This is a genomic window from Helicobacter pylori, assembly GCF_003638305.1.
Lineage (GTDB): Bacteria > Campylobacterota > Campylobacteria > Campylobacterales > Helicobacteraceae > Helicobacter > Helicobacter pylori_DJ.
This window is the reverse complement of sequence record NZ_MVYP01000019.1, coordinates 1-20,288: the sequence shown is the minus strand read 5'-3', so window position 1 is coordinate 20,288 and position 20,288 is coordinate 1. Positions and strand designations below refer to the sequence as shown.

Here is a 20,288-nt window from a genome sequence, read left to right as displayed (position 1 = left end):
CTCTGTCAAAAACCAACAACAGCCGCTACCAAGTCGCTTAAGGTTTTTTAAGGGGTCTCCCGCGCCTGTCCTTTAAAGCGTCTATCCCCCCTTGTTGGTAACGCTTCTCCCACACATAAAGTTTTTGCAATTGTTTCGCTACTTCTTTTTTAGTGGGCTTAATGCCCCTAAGGTTATAAAGAGCGGTAATGATAATGGGCTTTGGGACATCAAACCTTTGGATAAATTCCAAACAATCTTTTTTGATCTGGGAGTCTTGCTTGTTTTTAGTGATATCCACATGGCTTAAATATTGCAACACATAAAGGCGTTTTTCTTCATCTTCTTGCGCGATTTCTGGGGCTAACTCCATCCCTTGACTAACGCTTTTAAAAAACTTATTTGAAGCCTCTTGAGTAGGATAAACGCTCAAATAAGTTTCTAGTAAAGAAATCACTCTTTTTTGCTGTTCCAATAGTGCGTCTATTTTGGCACTCAAACGATTTATTTTACTTTCCATGCACTCAATGGTAACCACCAAAAATAAATAGCTATACAATCATTAAAAATAATTATTCTAATATCATGCTCTAAAGTAAGATGTATTTTTATGATCATGCTACAATAAAAAAACACAAAACGATTTCAAAGAAAAAGGGCTTAAAATGAAAACTTTTGAAGTGATGATTCAAACCGATTCAGAAGGGTATTTGGACGCTAAATTTGGCGGCAACGCCCCTAGAGGGTTTCTTAACCCAAACGGCTTACCCACTTATTCGCCTAAAATCTCATGGCAAAAAGTGGAAGGCGCTCAAAGCTATGCGTTAGAACTCATCGATCATGACGCGCAAAAAGTATGCGGCATGCCGTTTGTCCATTGGGTCGTGGGCAATATTTCTTACAATGTTTTAGAAGAAAACGCTTCCATGATGGATAAAAGGATTGTTCAAGGGGTCAATTCGCTCACTCAAGGCTTTATCCGTTCACCGCTCAATGAAAGCGAAAAACAACGCTCCAATCTCATTAACAGCGTCTATATCGGTCCCATGCCCCCTAATGGTGATCACCATTACTTGATTCAAGTGTATGCCCTAGACATCCCTAAACTGGAATTAAAAGTCCCTTTTTTCTTAGGTGATTTGCATGACAAAATGCGCAACCATATCATCGCCATAGGGAGAAAGGAATTTTTATACAAGCAGTTTGTAAGGAAATAGGCTACATGCTTGTAGCTTTAATTCAATGAACCTATAAATAGAGCATGGGAGCAAAAAACGATGATTGATTTAAAGCAAGCGGAATTTTTGATATACCTCTAAAATCCTCTTTTCATCTAGCATGCTTTCTTCAATCCTTGTGCCTATCAAATCGGCATGGCGTTTTTTAAATTCTTTTAAAGGGATCAAATCGTCATAAACGATAGCGTTTCGCCTCTTTTTAGCCAAAGGGAAGTGCCATTGCACCATTTCCTTATCTTTAATGTGGTGTTTATCTTTAAGCTTTAGGACTTCATAACTTTCATCATTGTAGCGCCAAATTTCAAAAGGCTCGCAATCGTTATACAATAACCAATGATCCCCCCATGCGTCTAAAAACCCAAAATCCCCATCATTACGAACAAACACTTCAAAGTCTCGCACCACAAAATTCATGCGCGAATACATCACAACCTCTTTAATGCTCTTAGGGATATAAAAACTTTCATAAAGCTTTTTAGCGTCATAGATATGATCGCAATCAATTTTGACTACCCACTCGTTTTTAGGGATAAAAGAAAGCGTATAATTATAGTAATGATAAAGTTGGTGCCACAAACTCGGGCAATCCTTTAGTATGACTTCATAAGGATAGCTGATAGGGATAAATGAGGGGAACTTTTTGCAAAACTCTAAAACCACTTCTTTAGAGCCATCATCGCAATCATTAAAACCAATGACCCCCCTTTGAACGGCAGGAAGCATAGAAAACAAACTCTCTTCTAAAGTAACGATTTCGTTTTTGACTCTAATAAAAGCCCATGGGTTTAGAGGGCTTTTAGGGTTTTGACTTTTTTTATCATAGTCAAAATAACCCGAATGCGTGGGATTGGGTAAAGTTAAAGTGGGATGGATAACCCTATCTTCTAAATGCCCCCCCCCCATAATTATAATTAAGAGAACTATTTTTATAAATACTCCTATTGCGTTCCATGAAACTTTCATTATTTAAAGAAGCGATAGCTAAAAACACGCTTTCTTGATAATCATGGTTGAATAAAGCTTTTTCTTGAATAGAACGAAGTTTTTTAGCCTCTAACATTTCCTTAATTTCATGATTGATCCCACAATAAGCGTCCCTATCATGGGCGTTTTCATGGGTGTTTTTTGCCCCTTTTAAACTACGAACGCATCTCATTACAAAAGGCATTCTCTCTTTAACAAAACCCTTGATTTTATTCTTTAACCCCATAAAAACTCCTAATTGAAATAAAAACGCTATTAAAAGCAAAACCTTATTATACTACGCTCTCGCTACACTTCCAAAACGCTCCCTAACTTCTTTGTCTAATTCCAGCACTTCATCTAAATTAGAGAGCTTGAAAGATTTTTTAGCATACAATTCTAAGGCTTGAGAAATAATTTGAATAAAGCCTCCAAAAGCGATTTCTTGATTTAAAAACTTCTTCATCGCCACTTCATTGCTCGCATTCAGCACCACGCCAAGCTTGGGGTTTTCCAACAACAAGTCTTTATAACGCCACAAAGTGTAGCGCTCCATGCTAATGGGTTCGAATTTAATCGCACTTAAAGCGTATAAATCTAAGGACTTAATGGAAGCACTCAAGGAAGCTAATTTGGGGTTAATGGCGTAGCTTATGGGTAATTTCATGTCCGCGCTCGCTAAATGCGCGATGACAGAGTTGTCTTCAAACTCCACCAAAGCATGCACGATAGAGCTTCTTTCAATCAGCGCATCAATCTTTAAAGACGCCCCAAAAAGCCAATAAGTTTCTAAAATTTCAAAAAGCTTATTGACCATGCTCGCTGAATCAATGGTGATTTTAGATCCCATGCTCCAATTAGGGTGCTTGAGCGCGTTTTGTGCATTTTGAATAGCGATAAGTTCTAAAGGCGTGTCCCTAAAAGCCCCCCCACTCGCGCTAATGATTAAGGATTTAGGCTTTAAAGTCTTGTTTTGTAACAACGCCCACAAACCAAAATGCTCGCTATCAACGGGCGTGATTTGTGAAATGTCTAATAAATGCCCCGCGCTCACCAAACTCTCTTTATTCGCTAGGGCTAGTTTTTTGTTCCTTTGTAAGCTTTTAAAGCTCGCTTTCAATCCTGCCACGCCCACAATAGCGTTAAGGACTAAATTGGAAACGCACTCTTCTATCATCGCATCAATGCCGTCTAGCCCTACAAACACTTCCGCGCCCAAAGGCTCTAAAAAATCCAAATCGCTAGGATCTAAAATCGCCACTTTTTTGGGTTTGAAAATTTGGATTTGCTCATTGATTAAAGCGATATTTTTCCCACAGCTTAAGGCTTCTATTTCTACCTTGAATTTTTTTGCGATTTTTAGGGCGTTTTTCCCAATAGAGCCGGTGCTTCCTAAAACAACCATTCAATCCCCTAAAAACACCGCCGTCTCTTTCCAAACTTCCAAAAAATACAACAACACATGCAAGCTTAAAGCCCCAAAAAGCATGGAATCCAATCGGTCTAAAACGCCCCCATGCCCGGGTAAAATCTTACCGCTATCTTTGATCCCGACCTTTCTTTTCAAATAGCTTTCATACAAATCCCCAAACACCGCCGCAAAAGCGATTAAAAAACTAAATAGAAGCGCCATAAGAAAGCCTCCGCTCAATTTCCCCATGCCCACAAACGATCCTAAAACGCTCGCCAAAACAACGCCAATCAACGCGCCCTCTAAGGTTTTATTCGGTGAAGTGGGTGTGAAAGGGGTTTTGCCTAAAAGCTTGCCTCCAAAAAACGCCCCCACATCGCTTGCCACCACCACAACTAAAAGCCAAATGATCGCTACTGCGCCAAAATCCTTATAAATCCCAAAAAGCGCAAAAAACCCAACGCCCGGGTATAAAAAGGGTAAAATGGCTTCGCTATGGTGTGCTTTTTGATAAGCGATGATGCTAGCCACGACCATGGTGCTGATAAGAGCGCATTCTATGGGGTGCCCGTTAAAATACGCCGCTACCCATGACAACACTAAAATGAGATACAGACTGAAGCTCGCTTTAACCTGGAACAACCTTAACGCTTCAGAAAACCCTACCGCATAAATCCCCCCTAAAACCGCCCAAAACAACAACAAATTGTCCGCATACAAAATCAAGCCCGCCACAACGATTAAAACAACCCCTGTAATGTAACGAGACTTTTCTTTAAATAACTCTTCTTTCACTTTTTTCCTTGATCAATTAAATATTAACGAAACCAAAAAATAGCTAAACGCGCTAATCAAAACGACTCCCACCAAATTAAGCCACAAACCGGCTTTAATCATGTCCGTTATTTTAACATACCCAGAGCCATAAGCTATCGCATTCGGTGGGGTGGCCACAGGGAGCATGAACGCACAAGTCGCGCTCAAGGCTACAGGAATGGTCAATAACAAGCTCTGATGGTTTTCATAACCCATGCCCATCGCCACTCCTCCAATCACCGGCAAAAATGCGGCAGCAGTGGCGGTGTTAGAAGTGATTTCAGTTAAAAAAATGACCATTAAAGTAACCATGACAATAATGAATAAAATCGGTAAATGCGAAAAGCCAGAAACCAAATGCCCGATCCACAAACTCAACCCGGTTTTAGAAAATTGCGCGCTCAAAGCCAACCCACCGCCAAATAAAAGCAACACATCCCAAGGGAGTTTTTTAGCAACACCCCAATCAATGAGCCTATCGCCCTGATTGTTAGCGGGCAAAATAAACAAAAGCACAGAAACCCCCATAGCGATCACGGAATCAATTTTATCTATCTTAATGCCCCAAGATTTTAAAATCGTATCTAAGAAAATCCACCCTAAAGACGCTAGGATAAAAATAATCCCCACCGAGATTTCCGCCTGACTCAAACGGCCTAATTTGTTTAACTCTAATCTAACGACTTCCTTACCCCCTGGGATTTCTTTAATCTTTAAAGGGAAAATCACATAAGTGAGCAAGAGCCACGATAAAATGAGCATGATAAAGGCTAATGGTGTCCCAAACACCATCCACTGAGCGAAATCAATTTCAATATTGAAAGCGGTTTTCATATAGCCGGCTAATAAAGCGTTAGGCGGCGTGCCAATCAAAGTGCCTAAAGAACCAATAGAGGCGGAATAAGCGATGCCAAGCATCAAGCAAATGCTAAAATTCGTGCGATAAATGGTGGTCTTTTCTTGAATCACTTGAGCGATGTTCTTTCCCTTATGCACGATATTACCCATAATACCCCCATGCGCTTTGGTGATTTCTTCTTTTTGATAGAATGCATTAGAGGCGTTTTCTTTACCCACAAGTTTAGCGACTAATTGCAAAACGCTCATGCCAACAGGAAACATCATCACCGCCGTTGCGGTATTGCTCACCCACATAGACAGAAATCCTGTGGCTATCATGAAACCCAAAATCAACCTCCTAGGGCTTGTGCCTACTAATAAAATAATGCTTAAAGCGATGCGCGTGTGCAAGTTCCATTTTTGCATGCTTAAAGCTAAAATAAACCCTCCCATAAAAAGAAAGATAATCGGCGATGCGTAAGAAGAGCTGACGCTAGAGAATTGATCCACGCTAAAGACACTAAAAAGCACCAAAGGTAAAAGCGCGGTTACAGGCAAGTCAATGGCTTCAGTCATCCACCATATCCCCATTAAAACAGCCACCCCCGCCACAACAGGCATCGCCTTATAATTCAAAGAACTGAGCTTGGGGATTTCTTCTACAATATGAGACATTTGAGCGTCTAAAGCGTAATAGATAATAAGCGCGATTAACGCCCCTCCTATGAGACCAAACAAACGAACGATCTTGGTGCTTTTGTCATCAGCGTTCGTATCGGTATGCGAATGATTTTCCATTTTATTTTACCCTTTAAAATTACTAACCTACATGCTACAATAAAACTTTTTTAAAACTAGGGTTTTAGAAAAATAAAATCAAAACAGGAAAAAGAGTGGTAAAAGAAAGTGATATTTTAGTGGTTGGTGGGGGGCATGCGGGCATTGAAGCGAGCTTGATTGCGGCTAAAATGGGGGCTAGAGTGCATTTAATCACCATGCTCATAGACACAATCGGTTTAGCGAGCTGTAATCCGGCCATTGGAGGCTTGGGTAAAGGGCATTTGACTAAAGAAGTGGATGTGTTAGGGGGGGCTATGGGGATTATTACGGATCATAGCGGTTTGCAATATCGTGTGTTAAACGCTTCTAAAGGGCCAGCGGTTAGGGGGACTAGGGCGCAAATTGATATGGATACTTACCGCATTTTGGCAAGAAATCTCGTTTTAAATACCCCTAATTTGAGCGTCTCTCAAGAAATGACCGAAAGTTTAATCCTTGAAAACGATGAGGTAGTGGGCGTAACCACAAACATTAACAACACTTATAAAGCTAAAAAAGTGATCATCACCACAGGCACTTTTTTAAAAGGGGTGGTGCATATTGGCGAGCACCAAAACCAAAACGGGCGCTTTGGGGAAAACGCTTCTAATTCTTTAGCCTTGAATTTAAGGGAGCTTGGCTTTAAGGTGGAAAGGTTAAAAACCGGCACTTGCCCAAGAGTGGCCGGCAATAGCATTGATTTTGAAGGCTTAGAAGAGCATTTTGGGGATGCAAACCCTCCCTATTTCAGCTATAAAACCAAAGATTTTAACCCCACCCAACTCTCTTGCTTCATCACTTACACTAACCCTATTACCCACCAAATCATTAGGGATAATTTCCATCGAGCCCCCCTATTTAGCGGTCAAATTGAAGGCATAGGCCCCAGGTATTGCCCTAGCATTGAAGATAAAATCAACCGCTTCAGCGAAAAAGAACGCCACCAGCTGTTTTTAGAGCCTCAAACCATTCACAAAAGCGAATATTATATCAATGGCTTAAGCACTTCTTTGCCCCTAGATGTGCAAGAAAAGGTCATTCATTCTATCAAAGGCTTAGAAAACGCCCTCATCACGCGTTATGGCTATGCGATAGAATATGATTTTATCCAGCCTACGGAATTGACCCACACTTTAGAAACCAAAAAAATCAAAGGGCTTTATTTGGCCGGGCAAATCAATGGGACTACCGGCTATGAAGAAGCAGCGGCTCAAGGGCTTATGGCTGGGATTAATGCGGTATTGGCCCTAAAGAATCGAGCCCCCTTTATTTTAAAGCGCAATGAAGCCTATATCGGCGTTTTGATTGATGATTTGGTTACTAAAGGCACGAATGAGCCTTACAGAATGTTTACTAGCCGGGCCGAATACCGCTTGCTTTTAAGAGAAGACAACACGCTTTTTAGGTTAGGCGAACATGCCTATAATTTAGGGCTTATGGAACAAGATTTCTATAAGGAATTGAAAAAAGACAAACAAGCAATACAAGACAATCTCAAACGCCTTAAAGAATGTATCCTTACCCCTAGCAAAGAAGTATTAAAACGCTTGAATGAATTAGGTGAAAACCCTATCAATGACAAAATGGATGGCGTTAGCCTTTTAGTGCGCGATAGTTTTAATTTAGAAAAAATGCGCTCCTTTTTTAGCTTTTTAGCCCCCTTGAATGATCGGGTTTTAGAGCAGATTAAAATTGAATGCAAGTATAATATTTATATTGAAAAACAACACGAAAATATCGCTAAAATGGATAGCATGCTCAAAGTGTCTATCCCTAAAGATTTTGTGTTTAAAGGCATTCCAGGCCTTAGCTTAGAAGCGGTAGAAAAGTTAGAAAAATTCCGCCCCAAAAGTCTTTTTGAAGCCTCAGAAATCAGCGGGATCACTCCAGCGAATTTAGATGTTTTGCATTTATATATCCATTTGCGAAAAAACTCTTAAAGGATTTTTAATGAACGCTTTAGAAATCACCCAAAAGCTCATCAGCTACCCCACCATTACACCCAAAGAATGCGGTATTTTTGAATACATTAAATCGCTTTTTCCTGCTTTTAAAACCCTAGAATGTGGGGAAAATGGCGTGAAAAACCTTTTTTTATACCGCATTTTTAACCCCCAAAAAGAGCATGTAAAAGAAAAGCATGCAAAAGAAAATGTTAAGCCCTTGCATTTTTGCTTTGCAGGGCATATTGATGTCGTGCCTCCTGGAGATAATTGGCAAAGCGATCCCTTTAAACCCATCATTAAAGAGGGGTTTTTATACGGCCGTGGGGCGCAAGACATGAAGGGGGGCGTGGGGGCGTTTTTGAGCGCGAGTTTAAATTTTAACCCTAAAACCCCTTTCATGCTTTCTATTTTACTCACGAGCGATGAAGAAGGGCCGGGGATTTTTGGCACTAGGCTCATGCTAGAAAAACTCAAAGAAAAGGATTTGCTGCCTCATATGGCGATTGTGGCTGAACCCACTTGCGAAAAAGTCTTAGGCGATAGCATCAAAATTGGCCGAAGAGGTTCCATTAATGGCAAACTCATTTTAAAAGGCGTTCAAGGGCATGTGGCTTACCCGCAAAAATGCCAAAACCCTATTGATACGCTCGCTTCGGTTTTGCCCTTAATTTCAGGAGTTCATTTAGACAATGGCGATGAGTGTTTTGACCCTTCAAAATTAGTCATCACCAACTTGCACGCAGGGTTAGGGGCTAATAATGTTACACCAGGGAGCGTAGAAATTACCTTTAATGCGCGCCATTCTTTAAAAACCACTAAAGAGAGTTTGAAAGAATATTTAGAAAAGGTTTTAAAAGATTTGCCTTATACTTTAGAATTAGAGTCAAGCAGTTCGCCTTTCATCACGGCTTCTTATTCAAAACTTACCAGCGTTTTACAAGAAAATATTTTAAAAACATGCCACACCACCCCCCTTTTAAACACCAAAGGCGGCACGAGCGATGCGCGATTTTTTAGCGCTCACGGCATAGAAGTGGTGGAATTTGGCGCGATTAATGACAGGATCCATGCCGTTGATGAAAGGGTGAGCTTAAAAGAATTAGAGCTTTTAGAAAAAGTGTTTTTGGGGGTTTTAGAGAATTTAAGCGAGAAATGAATGGGGAGTTTTGGCGTAAGGGTTTTATTTTTAATACCAACGCTTTTTTCGCTGATAAAAACCACCAAACCAACTCAAGCTTTAGCATGCCAGTATCCATTTATCATGGTCTATAAGAGTGTGGAATGCTTGACAAAGTAACCAAAGCTTTATAATGTTCTTCTCCTTTTTTTAGATTACTTTAATTACTTTAATTACTTTAAAGCTCTTACCAAGCCACTCTTAAAGGGGTGGCTCAACCAACTTTTTAAGACAAACTCTTTTAAGCCCTATCTTTAGAAGTATCCCTTTCAGCATAGCAATTAAGCTCAAGCAACACGCAGTTAAAATAAAAATAATTTTTTTCTTTATCTCATCAATAAAGGTTCAATAAAGCTTTAATCGTCAATATTTGGTTACAATTATAAAGGATCGCATTTTTTTATAGGAGATTATCATGCTAGGAAGTGTTCAAAAAACCCTTTTTGGGGTCTTGTGTTTGGGCGTGTTGTGTTTGAGAGAGTTAATGGCAGAGCCAGACGCTAAAGAACTTGTTAATTCAGGTATAGAAAGCGTGAAGAAACAAGATTTCGCTCAAGCTAAAGCGCATTTTGAAAAAGCGTGTGAGTTAAAAGAAGGTTTTGGGTGTGTTTTTTTAGGGGCGTTTTATGAAGAAGGGAAAGGAGTGGGAAAAGACTTGAAAAAAGCCATTCAATTTTACACTAAAGGTTGTGAATTAAATGATGGTTATGGGTGTCGCCTACTAGGAAATTTATACTATAACGGACAAGGCGTTTCTAAAGACGCCAAAAAAGCCTCACAATATTACTCTAAATCTTGTGAATTGAACCATGCTGAAGGGTGTACGGTATTAGGAAGCCTACACCATTATGGCGTAGGCACGCCTAAGGATTTAAGAAAGGCTCTTGATTTGTATGAAAAAGCTTGCGATTTAAAAGACAGCCCAGGGTGTATTAATGCAGGATACATGTATGGTGTGGCAAAGAATTTTAAGGAGGCTATCGTTCGTTATTCTAAAGCATGCGAATTAAAAGATGGTAGGGGGTGTTATAATTTAGGGGTTATGCAATACAACGCCCAAGGCACAGCAAAGGACGAAAAGCAAGCGGTAGAAAACTTTAAAAAAGGCTGCAAATCAAGCGTTAAAGAAGCATGCGACGCTCTCAAGGAATTAAAAATAGAACTTTAATTTCAATGAAGTTAGCTAAACGCTGCGTTTAGCTAACTTTTACGCTTTTTATATTTTAAGGAAAACATAAACCCTACGAACCAATCTTTTTAATTATAAAGAAGCTTTTATCGAACCCGTTCATTCCAAGTGCCGTTTTGAGATTGGTGTTTGAAGGGTTTAAAGCAGTTTTATTCAAACCCTTAAAAGGGTTTTACCCCTACAACGCCTTTAATAGCACGCTATTTAAACGCTCATTAAAGCTTTTAGCGTCTTTTAAAGCCCCTTTTTCTATTAGTGTTTGAAAGATTTAAGCATTTTTATTCAAACCCTTAAAAAGGGTTTTTCCTACAACGCTTTCAACAGCACGCTATTTAAACGCTCATTAAAACTTTTAGCGTCTTTTAAAGCCCCTTTTTCTAAAAGCTTCGCCCCATCATAAAGCAACCAAATAAAAGCGCTCAACTGCTCTTTATCTTCGCATTTTAAGAGTTTTTGTAAAATCGCATGGTTAGGGTTTAATTCTAAAGTTTTCTTGCTTTCAGGCACGCTTTGCCCCATTTGACGCATCCAATTAGCCATCATCGCATTTGGTTCATCGCCTATTAAAGCCACCGCTGAAGTGAGATGATTAGAAAGCTCTACGCCTTTAATCTCATCTTTAAGATTTTCTTCAAACGCTTTGATTAAATCTTTAAACTGATCTTTCACCTCATCATGGATTTCTTCCAAACCAAGCTCTTTCAAGCTCTCGCTATGGCTAGCGTCTCTAAAGGGCGTTTTATCGTATTCATTCACGCCTGGCATCACAAACGCATCAATTTCATCGCTCAACAACAAAACATCATAGCCTTTTTGAGCGTATTTTTCCAAAATGGGGGACGCTTTTAATAAGTCTAAATTTTCGCCTAAAAGGTAGTAAATGCTTTTTTGATTTTCTTTTAAATTTTCTTTGTATTCTTTTAAAGAAATCCATTTTCCTTGGTCTTTAGAATAGAATCTCAACAATTCTAAAAGCTTTTCTTTGTTTTCAAAATCCCCATACAAGCCTTCTTTTAACACTTTCCCGAAAGGCTCATAGAATTTATGGTAATTCTTATTATCCTTGCTCAAGCGTTCAATCTCGCTTAAAATCTTTTTCACTGAAGCCGAACGGATATTGGCTAAAATCTTATTCTGCTGTAAGATTTCACGACTCACATTCAAGGGCAAATCTTCGCTGTCAATCACGCCCTTAATAAACCTCAAATAAGACGGCAACAATTCTTTGTCATCATCAGTGATAAACACCCTTTTAACATAAAGTTTGACCCCGCTTTTATAATCCACCCTAAACAAATCAAAGGGCGCTTTGCTAGGAATATAAAAAAGCGTTGTGTATTCTAAAGAGCCTTCCACTTTATTATGGATATAGCTCAAAGGCTCGCTGTTGTCATGTGCAAACGATTGGTAAAAGTCTTTGTAATCCTTTTCTTTTAACTCGCTCTTATTCATTTTCCATAAAGCGCTCGCTTGATTGATTTGCTCGCATTTTTCTTCTTTAATTTCTTTTTTATTATCCCCTTCGCCTTCAAACTTCGTATCGGTGTAAGTTAAGAAAATAGGGAAAGGGATATGCTCAGAATACTTTTTAACAACGCTATCAATCTCCCAACGGCTCGCAAAATGAGAATCTTCTTCTTTTAAAAAGAGGGTGATTTCTGTGCCTTGCTCCTCTTTGACGCATTCGCTGATTTCAAACTTGCCCTTACCATCGCTCACCCATGCATAAGCTTGCTCGCTGGTTACTTTTTTGGTTTGAACGACAATCTTACTCGCTACCATGAACGCCGAATAAAAGCCCACGCCAAACTGACCAATTAAAGCGCTATCTTTTTTCTTATCCCCACTCAAAGCGCTCAAAAAACTCTTCGTGCCTGATTTAGCGATCGTGCCTAAATGCTCGATGAGATCGCTTTTATCCATGCCTATACCATTATCTTTAATCGTTAAGGTCTTTTTCTGGCTATCAAAACTCAAATGAATGCTAGGCGTGGTATTGAGCCCTTTTAATTTCTCATCGGTTAGCATCAAATAATTCAGCTTGTCCAAAGCGTCGCTCGCGTTAGAAATCAACTCCCTTAAAAAAATCTCTTTATTAGAATACAAAGAGTGGATCATCAAATCCAAAAGCTGGTTGATTTCAGTTTGAAAGGTGTATTCTTGGTTAGACATTGAACTTTTTCCTTTAATAAAATTTTTAAGATTATACAATAAAAGCGCACTTAAAAGGGGTATGCTATGACTTAAAAAAATAACATGAAAGAACGTTTAATTCCTTAAAAATGATAACTCATATAGCTCATCAAATAGCTTCTATTTTGAATGGTTTGAGCGAAATCAGGGTTGTAACCGCTTGTAAAAAACCCTACCTTATAACCCTTATGCATCGTGATTTGATAGCCATTAACCATTAGCATGAAATAGATATGTTTTTTAAGGTTATATTTAAAAGTAACCCCTAAGCTTTGCGCATCAGCCCTTGGGGAATAGGTCAATTTCCCATACAATTGCACCAAAAGATTCTTAATACTCTTCCCTACAAAAGCGTTAATGGTCATGGAATTAGCGTTGTAAAAATTGGAATAAGCGTCTTCATAAGGGGTGTCATCTTTAGTGTCGTAAAAAGGATCAATGGGCGAGCCATTCCAGCCTAATTGAACGCTCGCGTTCCCAAAATTCTTATACACGCTCCAGCCAAAACGATAAGATCGGAAATTCACTCTTTGAAACACAAACAAACTCGCGCTTTTTTTACCCACTAAAGCGGCCCTATAATAATCTTTAGACAAATAATCGCTATAGAGAGGAAACCATGCGTAAAAAGTCGTTTGGATACGCCAAAGAGATTTCCAATAAGACTTTGTATCATGGGTGATTTCAAATCCAGGAGCGTTAAAATTCTTAGGGTAAAACCAAATAAAAGGCGCGATCCTAATGTATTTATTTTCGTAAATGAGATTGAAATTGTGCATGCCGTAGTTGATTTTTTGTTTGTAATTGACAGGAGCGTAAAAATCCCTAATGTATTGTTCATTGGCTAAAGCCCTTCCAAAGGTGCTAAACCACTCTATCTTAAACTTTTTCCACCGGTAAAAAAGCTCAAACCCTTGATTAAACCCGCTCAAAAACAAAGCTTTAGAGGGGTAACGCCCTAATTTAATCCCAAAAATGTCCTTACACTGATAATCTAAATACAAATTATATAACACATAAGGCCTGGCGTTTTGAGCCTTTTGCTCTCTGGTCCAATTTTGGCTGTGTTGCATCAAATAGCCCTCCCATCGCCCCATGTAATACCAGTTCGCCGGCTGAAACCCTGCCTTAGGATTGGCTTCATCAATCAAAAACTTCGTGGAATCATAAGCTAACGCTCCTATTTCGCCCCCTACCCCAAAACCCAATTTGTGGTTTTCAATCCCTTTAGGGAGCAAACTAGAATCAATTTGTAAAGCCCCGGTAGTGGTTACATAACTCCCTGTAGGGTAAATCCCTTTTTTGGAATTGATGACTGACTGGTTGAAAGCGATGCGCGAAAACGATCCCACTCTCGCGCTGATTTGATACTCAAAAGCGTTGAGAAAAACCCCATGCAAAGCTAAAAACCCTAGCCAAACTTTTTGATTAAGCACCCTTTTATCAAACACCTTTTTTATTGAAGTTTAATATTATGCCATAAAACAAACTCACCATTTTGGTTTTGAAAAAAAAAAAAAAAACGATAAGATTACAAATCACCCCCTTTTTTAGCGGGTCAATTTGAAGATTTAAGGACTGCGCATGCAAGAGATTATCCCTATTGTGGTGGCTTTTGATAATAATTATTGTATCCCTGCTGGCGTGAGTTTGTATTCCATGCTAGCGCACGCCAAACGAGAGAGAGAGAGAGAGTAAAACTCTTTTATCAAATCCATTGTTTGGTAGAAAATTTAAGCCTAGAAAATATAGCCAAATTAGAAGAAACGATCGCTCCTTTTAGCGCTTTTTCCAGTATAGAGTTTTTGGATATTTCTAATGAAGAATTAGAACCACGCCACAATTATTATAAGCTTGATGCTTTAATAGCTAATGAAATTAAAAAATTGTATTTAAAACTCAATGCTTTTTCGCAAAAACGCTTTTCTAAAATGATCATGTGCCGTTTCTTTTTCGCTTCCCTTTTCCCCCAATACGACAAGATCATCATGTTTGATGTGGACACTTTGTTTGTGGATGATATGAGCGAGAGCTTTTTTATCCCCCTTGAAACGCATTATTTTGGGGCTGTGAGGGAAAAAGATTTGATCGCTATGGACAGGAATTCGGCTAAGGATTTATACGAATTACGCCAAATGCGTGCAAAAACTATCGGCGTTGCTGATGCTTTCCCTAATTTAGAAGAAGCGCAAATCCTTTTTGACAACTACTTTAACGCAGGGTTTTTAGCCTTAAATTTAAAATTATGGCGTGAAGAAAATCTGGAAAACCAATTGATTGGATTTTTCCTTTTGAAAAACGAAAAACTTTTATTTCCCGAGCAAGACGCTTTGTGTTTTGTGTGCCGTGGTAGGATTTTGGAACTGCCTTATTCATACAATGCCCACCCCAGTTTCCTTGATACGCCCCTATTCCCTAGCCTTAAAGAAGCACGCATGCTGCATTTTTGGGGCGATAAACCCTGGAAACTCTTAAGCGTCATTGGCGCGAAAAAATGGCATGAAGCGTTGATCCAAACGCCTTTTAAAGACGCCTATTTTAACTCCCCCTTTTTAGATCACCTCTTTGAATCCCTTCAAAATAGGGATAAAGAAATCCAAGAAATCCACGCTTTCAATAAAGCCCTATCTTTTTCAGACAAGCGGTATTCTTTTGAATTCCTTCTGCCCAGGCTTTCTTCTAAACTCCTTATAGAATTTTTGCTTTTTAAAATCAAACAAAAAGTGAAACGATTGATTAAAAGGGTTTTTTAAACCCCCTTTCAAAACTAATGCGAGCAAGCATGCGTTTGCACAGGCTGAATGTCCTTATTATCGGCTAATTTTTCCTTTTCTACCTTGTCTAAAAAAGCGCTTAAATCTTGTGCCATTTTTTCAAAAATCTTAGTGCTCACGCTAGTGGGGTAAGAAATCACAATCGGTTCACCCTTATCCCCCCCTAAACGCACTTTAGGCTCTAAAGGGAGCTTGGCTAAAATTTGCGTGTGATAAGCCTCTAATAATCCACTCATGGAGTTTGAGCCAAAAATCTCACTCTCTTTCTTGCAATGCTCACACACAAAACTCCCCATATTTTCCACAATGCCCGCAATAGGAATGTGTAGTTTCTTAAACATGTCCAAACTCCGTTTAGCGTCATCTAAACTCACGATTTGGGGCGTAGTAACGGTGATTCCTGCGCTCAAAGGCACGGCTTGAGCTAGCGTGAGCTGCGCATCGCCTGTTCCTGGGGGCATATCCACCACTAGCACATCTAAATCCCCCCAAATAATATCGCTTAGCATCTGTTCAATCGCTCGCATAAGCATGGGCCCTCTCCAAATGAGACTCTGCCCCTCATCATACAAAAGCCCCATGCTCATCACAGAAACGCCAAAAGCCTTTAAAGGAATGAGTTTTTTACCGCTAGGATCCATGATCACATCAGCGTTTTGCAAGCCCATCATTCTAGGGATATTAGGGCCATACACATCAGCGTCCAACAACCCCACTTTTTGGTTTAAATTCGCTAAAGCGATGCTTAAATTCACGCTAGTGGTGCTTTTACCCACACCGCCCTTGCCTGAGCTTATCATGACCACATGCTTGATGTTTTTAGCCAAATTTTTAGTGGCGGGCTTTGGGGCTTGCGGTTTAGGCGGGGTTTTAATATCCAAATTCAAAGCCTTCACGCCTTTTTCTTGCATCGCTTTGGAGATATTTTCCCTTAAAATCGCGCTCGTTTCTTCAGAGCTTGAGGGGATTTCTATTAAAAGCCCTAACTGGTTGTCATGCAAGGTGATGTTTTTAACAAAACCAAAGCTGACAATATCCTTTTCAAAATTAGGGTAGATGATCGTTTTTAACGCGTTTAAGACATCTTCTTGGGTGAGCATTTTAATCCTTAAAATGATAGTATTTGAATTTTCTTTATAGCATGTTTTGTTTAATTTTGCATCATCAATTAAGTTTGCGTTTTGAAAGGATAAGGCATGGAATTTTATAAGCGTGTTTTGAAATTGCACCATTTTAGGAATTTGGGTAGAAAATCGCCTACAGAATTGCTTTTAAATTCAAGTTTTGAAAAACATGGGGGATTGGTGGTTTTAGTAGGGGAAAATAATGTCGGTAAAAGCAATGTTTTAGAAGCTTTGAAAATCTTTAATGATGCGGATATTAAACTTTGTAGTGAGGAATATTATTTCAAAAACCATGAACCTAGAGATACTATTCTAAGTTTAGAAGAAGAAACAAACCTTGATCACAAAATCACAGGTTTTTCTTGCGTGGATTTGAGGATCCAATCTAAAGAGATCAGTTGTAATTTAAAGGAATTATCAAAAATATTAATCAGCTACCCTTTTGAAAAACATGTAGAAGCTTTAGGGGAACAATGTAGCAACAGCGTTTATATTCCCACTAACAATAACGACTATTCAAATATTTGCACTCTTGTGAGTAATTTTATAAATCTTATAACTTCTTACAATTCACTAGGATTATTTTTACATTTTTACAAAGAAAAATTAAAATTGGGCGAGCTTGTAACCAAATATGCCGATGCAACCAACAATCTGTTTTTCAAAGAATTAATCAAATATGTAAGCGGTAATAGCGAAGGGATTAAAACTTTTTGTCAGTGCATCAAAGAAATCATAAAGCGCAATACGCCTGATAAAAAATACAACTCAGATGAATTTTTTGTCATGGGGCAACACAAACAAAACCAATTAGCAAAAATTTATTCTTGTTTTAAAAAACTTAGTGAAAAAGAAATCAAACCAAAAGATGTGGAATATATCTTAAAAAAGCTAGAAGCTTTAGATGAAATTTTTAAGACTACTGACTCTAATACAAGATCCACACCAAAAACTGAAGCTCTATTAAATGAACAATCTCAAGAAAAATTATCAGAGTTTGTCAAAGAGATGATTGAAAAAATAGATGAAAAATACCCTATCAATGAAAATTTTAAACGGCAATTTAGAACATTCCGATTAAATATAGGCAACCTTAAAAAGAAAGTTAAAAATTCTTTAAAATACCTTGAAAAAACAAGAGAGGATTTTGAGCGAAAAAAAGAATCATGGATAAAAGAAATTGGAAATGACTGCAAAAATCAAAAAACGCTAAAGTTTAATTATGATGTTTTGTTGGATAATATCCAACAAATATGCGAAAAATATATAGCAAGCCATGTTGTTAGCGACGAGTCTAAAGATATGAAATCCATGATGTGTCAGTTTTATTTGGAAAAAATGGAATTGTTATCAAATTCAAAAATTAGGCGATACCAATACGATGATCTTTTGAAATCAGCAAGAAAATTTCTGTGGGAAGACATAAAAACTTTAGATGAAAAGAGTGGCGTTCATTTGTTCCCTAAAAATATTGGTGAAATCAAGGATAAATTTGAAGCAAACAAGGAAAAATTCAAACAAAGCAAAAACTATTTTGAGTTTGCAGAGCATTGCCGAGAGTGTAACCCTTATACAGCGTTTCAAAACTTAAAAAATAAAGTTCAATTCCCTTTAAGCGGTGGTTTATCTTATAAGTCTTACAAACTCGTGCCAACCATGAAAGAATACAAAGAGTCAAAAATCACAGATAATGACCTTAAGACTGCATTATTCACTCTCTTTGGTTATTCTTCCCCTTCTGAATTTAACCAATCGGATTGGTTCTTTAGAAATTCATTGTTTAGAAAAATGGACTTTCACCCTAATACAATTTGGAATTTTTTTTTGAGCATTTTAAAAGATGGTCAAGCGTTACAAATAATAATATTTGATAAAAATAATGATTTAGTAATCTATGATTCTGAAAAATCGTTCAATATCCCTGAAAAATACTTACAAGAAAGAGATCAAAAAGAGATCAAACAATCAAAATATCTTTCAACTGAAGTAAAAGGCGAATGCGATAACAATGTATGTCAATTTGAATTTTTTAAAAAGGACACAAGCCACCTTTTATTTAAAGTAAGTTTTACAGAAATCTTAGAAAATCTTGCAGAAATTTTAGAATACAACATGCAATTAAAAATAGATTCTTTAATCGCAAAAGAATTTAACAGGCTTTTAGCGATCGTTCAAGATAGCCCTCAAGATAGTTACCAATTAAAAATTCATGTCCGACACAACAATAAATTTTATGATTATTCAAAGAAATCTACGGCATATGAAATAAAACTTGAAATTCATGATTGCAGAAAATCTGATAATCAAAATAAGCCAATCATCTTAAGCCAGCAAAGCACCGGCTTCCAATGGGCGTTTAATTTCATGTTTGGTTTTCTTTATAATGTGGGATCACATTTTAGCCTTAACAAGAATATTATCTATGTCATGGACGAGCCAGCCACTCATTTGAGCGTGCCAGCCAGAAAGGAATTCAGGAAATTTTTAAAAGAATACGCTCATAAAAATCATGTTACTTTTGTTTTAGCCACCCATGACCCCTTTTTAGTGGATACGGATCATTTAGATGAAATAAGGATTGTAGAAAAAGAAACAGAAGGCTCTGCGATTAAGAATCACTTTAACTATCCCCTAAATAATGCGGGCAAAGACTCCGACGCTCTTGATAAAATCAAGCGTTCTTTAGGGGTGGGTCAGCATGTTTTCCACAACCCCCAAAAACACCGAATCATTTTTGTAGAAGGCATCACGGATTATTGTTATTTGAGCGCTTTTAAATTGTATTTCAATGAGCGAGAATACAAAGACAACCCCATTCCTTTCACTTTCTTACCCATTTCAGGGCTTAAAAACAATCCAAACGATATGAAAGAAACCATTAAAAAACTTTGCGAGTTAGACAATCACCCTATTGTTTTGACAGATGATGACAGAAAATGCGTTTTTAACCAACAAGCAACGAGCGAACGATTTAAAAAAGCTAATGAATATTTGGGTAATCCCATCACCATCTTACAACTCTCAGACTGCGATAGGCATTTCAAACAAATTGAAGATTGTTTCAGCGCAAACGATAGAAACAAATACGCTAAAAATAAGCAAATGGAATTGGCCATGGCGTTCAAAACAAGGCTTTTGTATGGCGGAAAAGATGCAATAGAAAAACAAACAAAAAGAAATTTTTTAAAATTATTCAAATGGATTGCATGGGCTACAAATTTGATCAAAAACTAAACGCAACAAACGATTAAAAAAGAATATATCAAATTTGATTATAATACCCCACAAATATTATTAGTGAAAGGATTTTGATGTTTAAAAAAATGTGTTTGAGCTTGCTAATGATAAGCGGTGTTTGTGTGGGGGCAAAGGATTTGGATTTCAAGCTGGATTATCGCGCGACTGGGGGGAAATTCATGGGGAAAATGACGGACTCTAGTCTTTTAAGCATCACTTCTATGAACGATGAACCGGTGGTGATTAAAAATCTGATTGTCAATAGGGGAAATTCATGCGGAGCGACTAAAAAAGTAGAACCCAAATTTGGCGATAAGTTTAAAAAAGAAAAACTCTTTGATCATGAGTTAAAATACTCGCAACAGATATTTTACCGCCTGGATTGCAAGCCTAACCAATTGTTAGAAGTTAAAATCATCACAGACAAGGGCGAGTATTACCATAAATTTTCCAAATAAAATTTGGTTTTTGTTCTAATGGGGTGTTGGTAATGAAGTTTAAAAACGCTAAAAACTTTTTTAATATCAAAAAGTTTGTTTAGCAAACGATAGCTTCTTGTAATGCGGTATTAGGGGGTTAGGG

General features: G+C 38.1%; 15 protein-coding genes and 2 pseudogenes. 8 read left to right on the top strand and 9 right to left on the bottom strand.

The genetic code is table 11. The annotated features are described in order from the left end of the window. Positions 1-37 precede the first annotated feature (37 nt). Positions 38-499, bottom strand: a complete 462-nt coding sequence (locus EAL04_RS07425; protein ID WP_162982527.1) for a helix-turn-helix domain-containing protein — start codon at positions 497-499, stop codon at positions 38-40. 145 nt (positions 500-644) lie between these two features. On the opposite strand from EAL04_RS07425, the gene EAL04_RS07420 reads away from it, so the two are divergent. Next, a complete protein-coding gene (locus EAL04_RS07420; RefSeq protein WP_120974389.1) occupies positions 645-1,196 on the top strand; it encodes a YbhB/YbcL family Raf kinase inhibitor-like protein in 552 nt (183 codons plus the stop codon). Positions 1,197-1,265: 69 nt separating this feature from the next. On the opposite strand, the gene EAL04_RS07415 is transcribed toward EAL04_RS07420, so the two are convergent. From EAL04_RS07415 to EAL04_RS07400, 5 genes are read right to left on the bottom strand one after another with little or no spacing between them, the layout of a single operon-like run. Beyond that, on the bottom strand, positions 1,266-2,120 hold the full coding sequence (locus EAL04_RS07415; RefSeq protein WP_162982526.1) for a beta-1,4-N-acetylgalactosamyltransferase: 855 nt from the start codon (positions 2,118-2,120) through the stop codon (positions 1,266-1,268). Further along, a complete protein-coding gene (locus tag EAL04_RS07950; protein ID WP_162982525.1) occupies positions 2,095-2,427 on the bottom strand; it encodes a beta-1,4-N-acetylgalactosaminyltransferase in 333 nt (110 codons plus the stop codon). The genes EAL04_RS07415 and EAL04_RS07950 overlap by 26 nt, the downstream gene beginning before the upstream one ends. Before the next feature lie 51 nt (positions 2,428-2,478). Beyond that, positions 2,479-3,585, bottom strand: a complete 1,107-nt coding sequence (gene dxr / locus EAL04_RS07410) for a 1-deoxy-D-xylulose-5-phosphate reductoisomerase (protein WP_120974387.1) — start codon at positions 3,583-3,585, stop codon at positions 2,479-2,481. Then, the gene (locus EAL04_RS07405) at positions 3,586-4,386 is read right to left on the bottom strand and encodes a phosphatidate cytidylyltransferase (protein WP_120974386.1); all 801 of its coding nucleotides are present in this window, start codon (positions 4,384-4,386) and stop codon (positions 3,586-3,588) included. Between the two features lie 12 nt (positions 4,387-4,398). Further along, complete coding sequence (locus tag EAL04_RS07400) at positions 4,399-6,045, bottom strand: SLC13 family permease (protein WP_120974384.1); 1,647 nt, start codon at positions 6,043-6,045, stop codon at positions 4,399-4,401. A 95-nt stretch (positions 6,046-6,140) separates the two neighbouring features. On the opposite strand from EAL04_RS07400, the gene mnmG reads away from it, so the two are divergent. The 3 genes from mnmG (at position 6,141) to hcpA (ending at position 10,357) form a co-directional block, all read left to right on the top strand. Beyond that, positions 6,141-8,006, top strand: a complete 1,866-nt coding sequence (mnmG, locus tag EAL04_RS07395) for a tRNA uridine-5-carboxymethylaminomethyl(34) synthesis enzyme MnmG (protein ID WP_120974382.1) — start codon at positions 6,141-6,143, stop codon at positions 8,004-8,006. A 10-nt stretch (positions 8,007-8,016) separates the two neighbouring features. Beyond that, positions 8,017-9,168 carry a succinyl-diaminopimelate desuccinylase gene (dapE, locus tag EAL04_RS07390; RefSeq protein ID WP_120974380.1) on the top strand — a complete coding sequence of 384 codons (1,152 nt, stop codon included), beginning with the start codon at positions 8,017-8,019 and terminating at the stop codon, positions 9,166-9,168. A gap of 436 nt (positions 9,169-9,604) precedes the next feature. Beyond that, complete coding sequence (gene hcpA / locus EAL04_RS07380) at positions 9,605-10,357, top strand: Sel1-like repeat protein HcpA (RefSeq protein WP_120974378.1); 753 nt, start codon at positions 9,605-9,607, stop codon at positions 10,355-10,357. A 327-nt stretch (positions 10,358-10,684) separates the two neighbouring features. On the opposite strand, the gene htpG is transcribed toward hcpA, so the two are convergent. Both htpG and hofA read right to left on the bottom strand, forming a co-directional pair. Beyond that, positions 10,685-12,550 (bottom strand): molecular chaperone HtpG, encoded by a 1,866-nt coding sequence (gene htpG / locus EAL04_RS07375; protein WP_120974376.1) that lies wholly within the window; start codon positions 12,548-12,550, stop codon positions 10,685-10,687. A 104-nt stretch (positions 12,551-12,654) separates the two neighbouring features. Next, positions 12,655-14,007 carry an outer membrane beta-barrel protein HofA gene (gene hofA, locus EAL04_RS07370; protein WP_120974373.1) on the bottom strand — a complete coding sequence of 451 codons (1,353 nt, stop codon included), beginning with the start codon at positions 14,005-14,007 and terminating at the stop codon, positions 12,655-12,657. A gap of 148 nt (positions 14,008-14,155) precedes the next feature. On the opposite strand from hofA, the pseudogene EAL04_RS08175 reads away from it, so the two are divergent. Both EAL04_RS08175 and EAL04_RS07365 read left to right on the top strand, forming a co-directional pair. Continuing rightward, positions 14,156-14,309: pseudogene (locus tag EAL04_RS08175) on the top strand (glycosyltransferase family 8 protein); the annotation flags it as partial. Continuing rightward, positions 14,278-15,324, top strand: a pseudogene (locus EAL04_RS07365) (glycosyltransferase family 8 protein); the annotation flags it as partial. The pseudogenes EAL04_RS08175 and EAL04_RS07365, both read left to right, overlap by 32 nt. Before the next feature lie 14 nt (positions 15,325-15,338). Here EAL04_RS07365 and EAL04_RS07360 read toward each other — a convergent pair. After that, positions 15,339-16,577, bottom strand: coding sequence for an Mrp/NBP35 family ATP-binding protein (locus EAL04_RS07360; protein WP_120974394.1), 1,239 nt, complete (start codon positions 16,575-16,577; stop codon positions 15,339-15,341). Here EAL04_RS07360 and EAL04_RS07355 point away from each other — a divergent pair. After that, the gene (locus EAL04_RS07355; RefSeq protein ID WP_120974369.1) at positions 16,542-19,703 is read left to right on the top strand and encodes an ATP-dependent nuclease; all 3,162 of its coding nucleotides are present in this window, start codon (positions 16,542-16,544) and stop codon (positions 19,701-19,703) included. The genes EAL04_RS07360 and EAL04_RS07355 overlap by 36 nt on opposite strands. A gap of 77 nt (positions 19,704-19,780) precedes the next feature. Continuing rightward, entirely contained in the window at positions 19,781-20,164 is a 384-nt protein-coding gene (locus tag EAL04_RS07350) for a hypothetical protein (RefSeq protein ID WP_120974367.1), read from the top strand. Positions 20,165-20,288 lie beyond the last annotated feature (124 nt).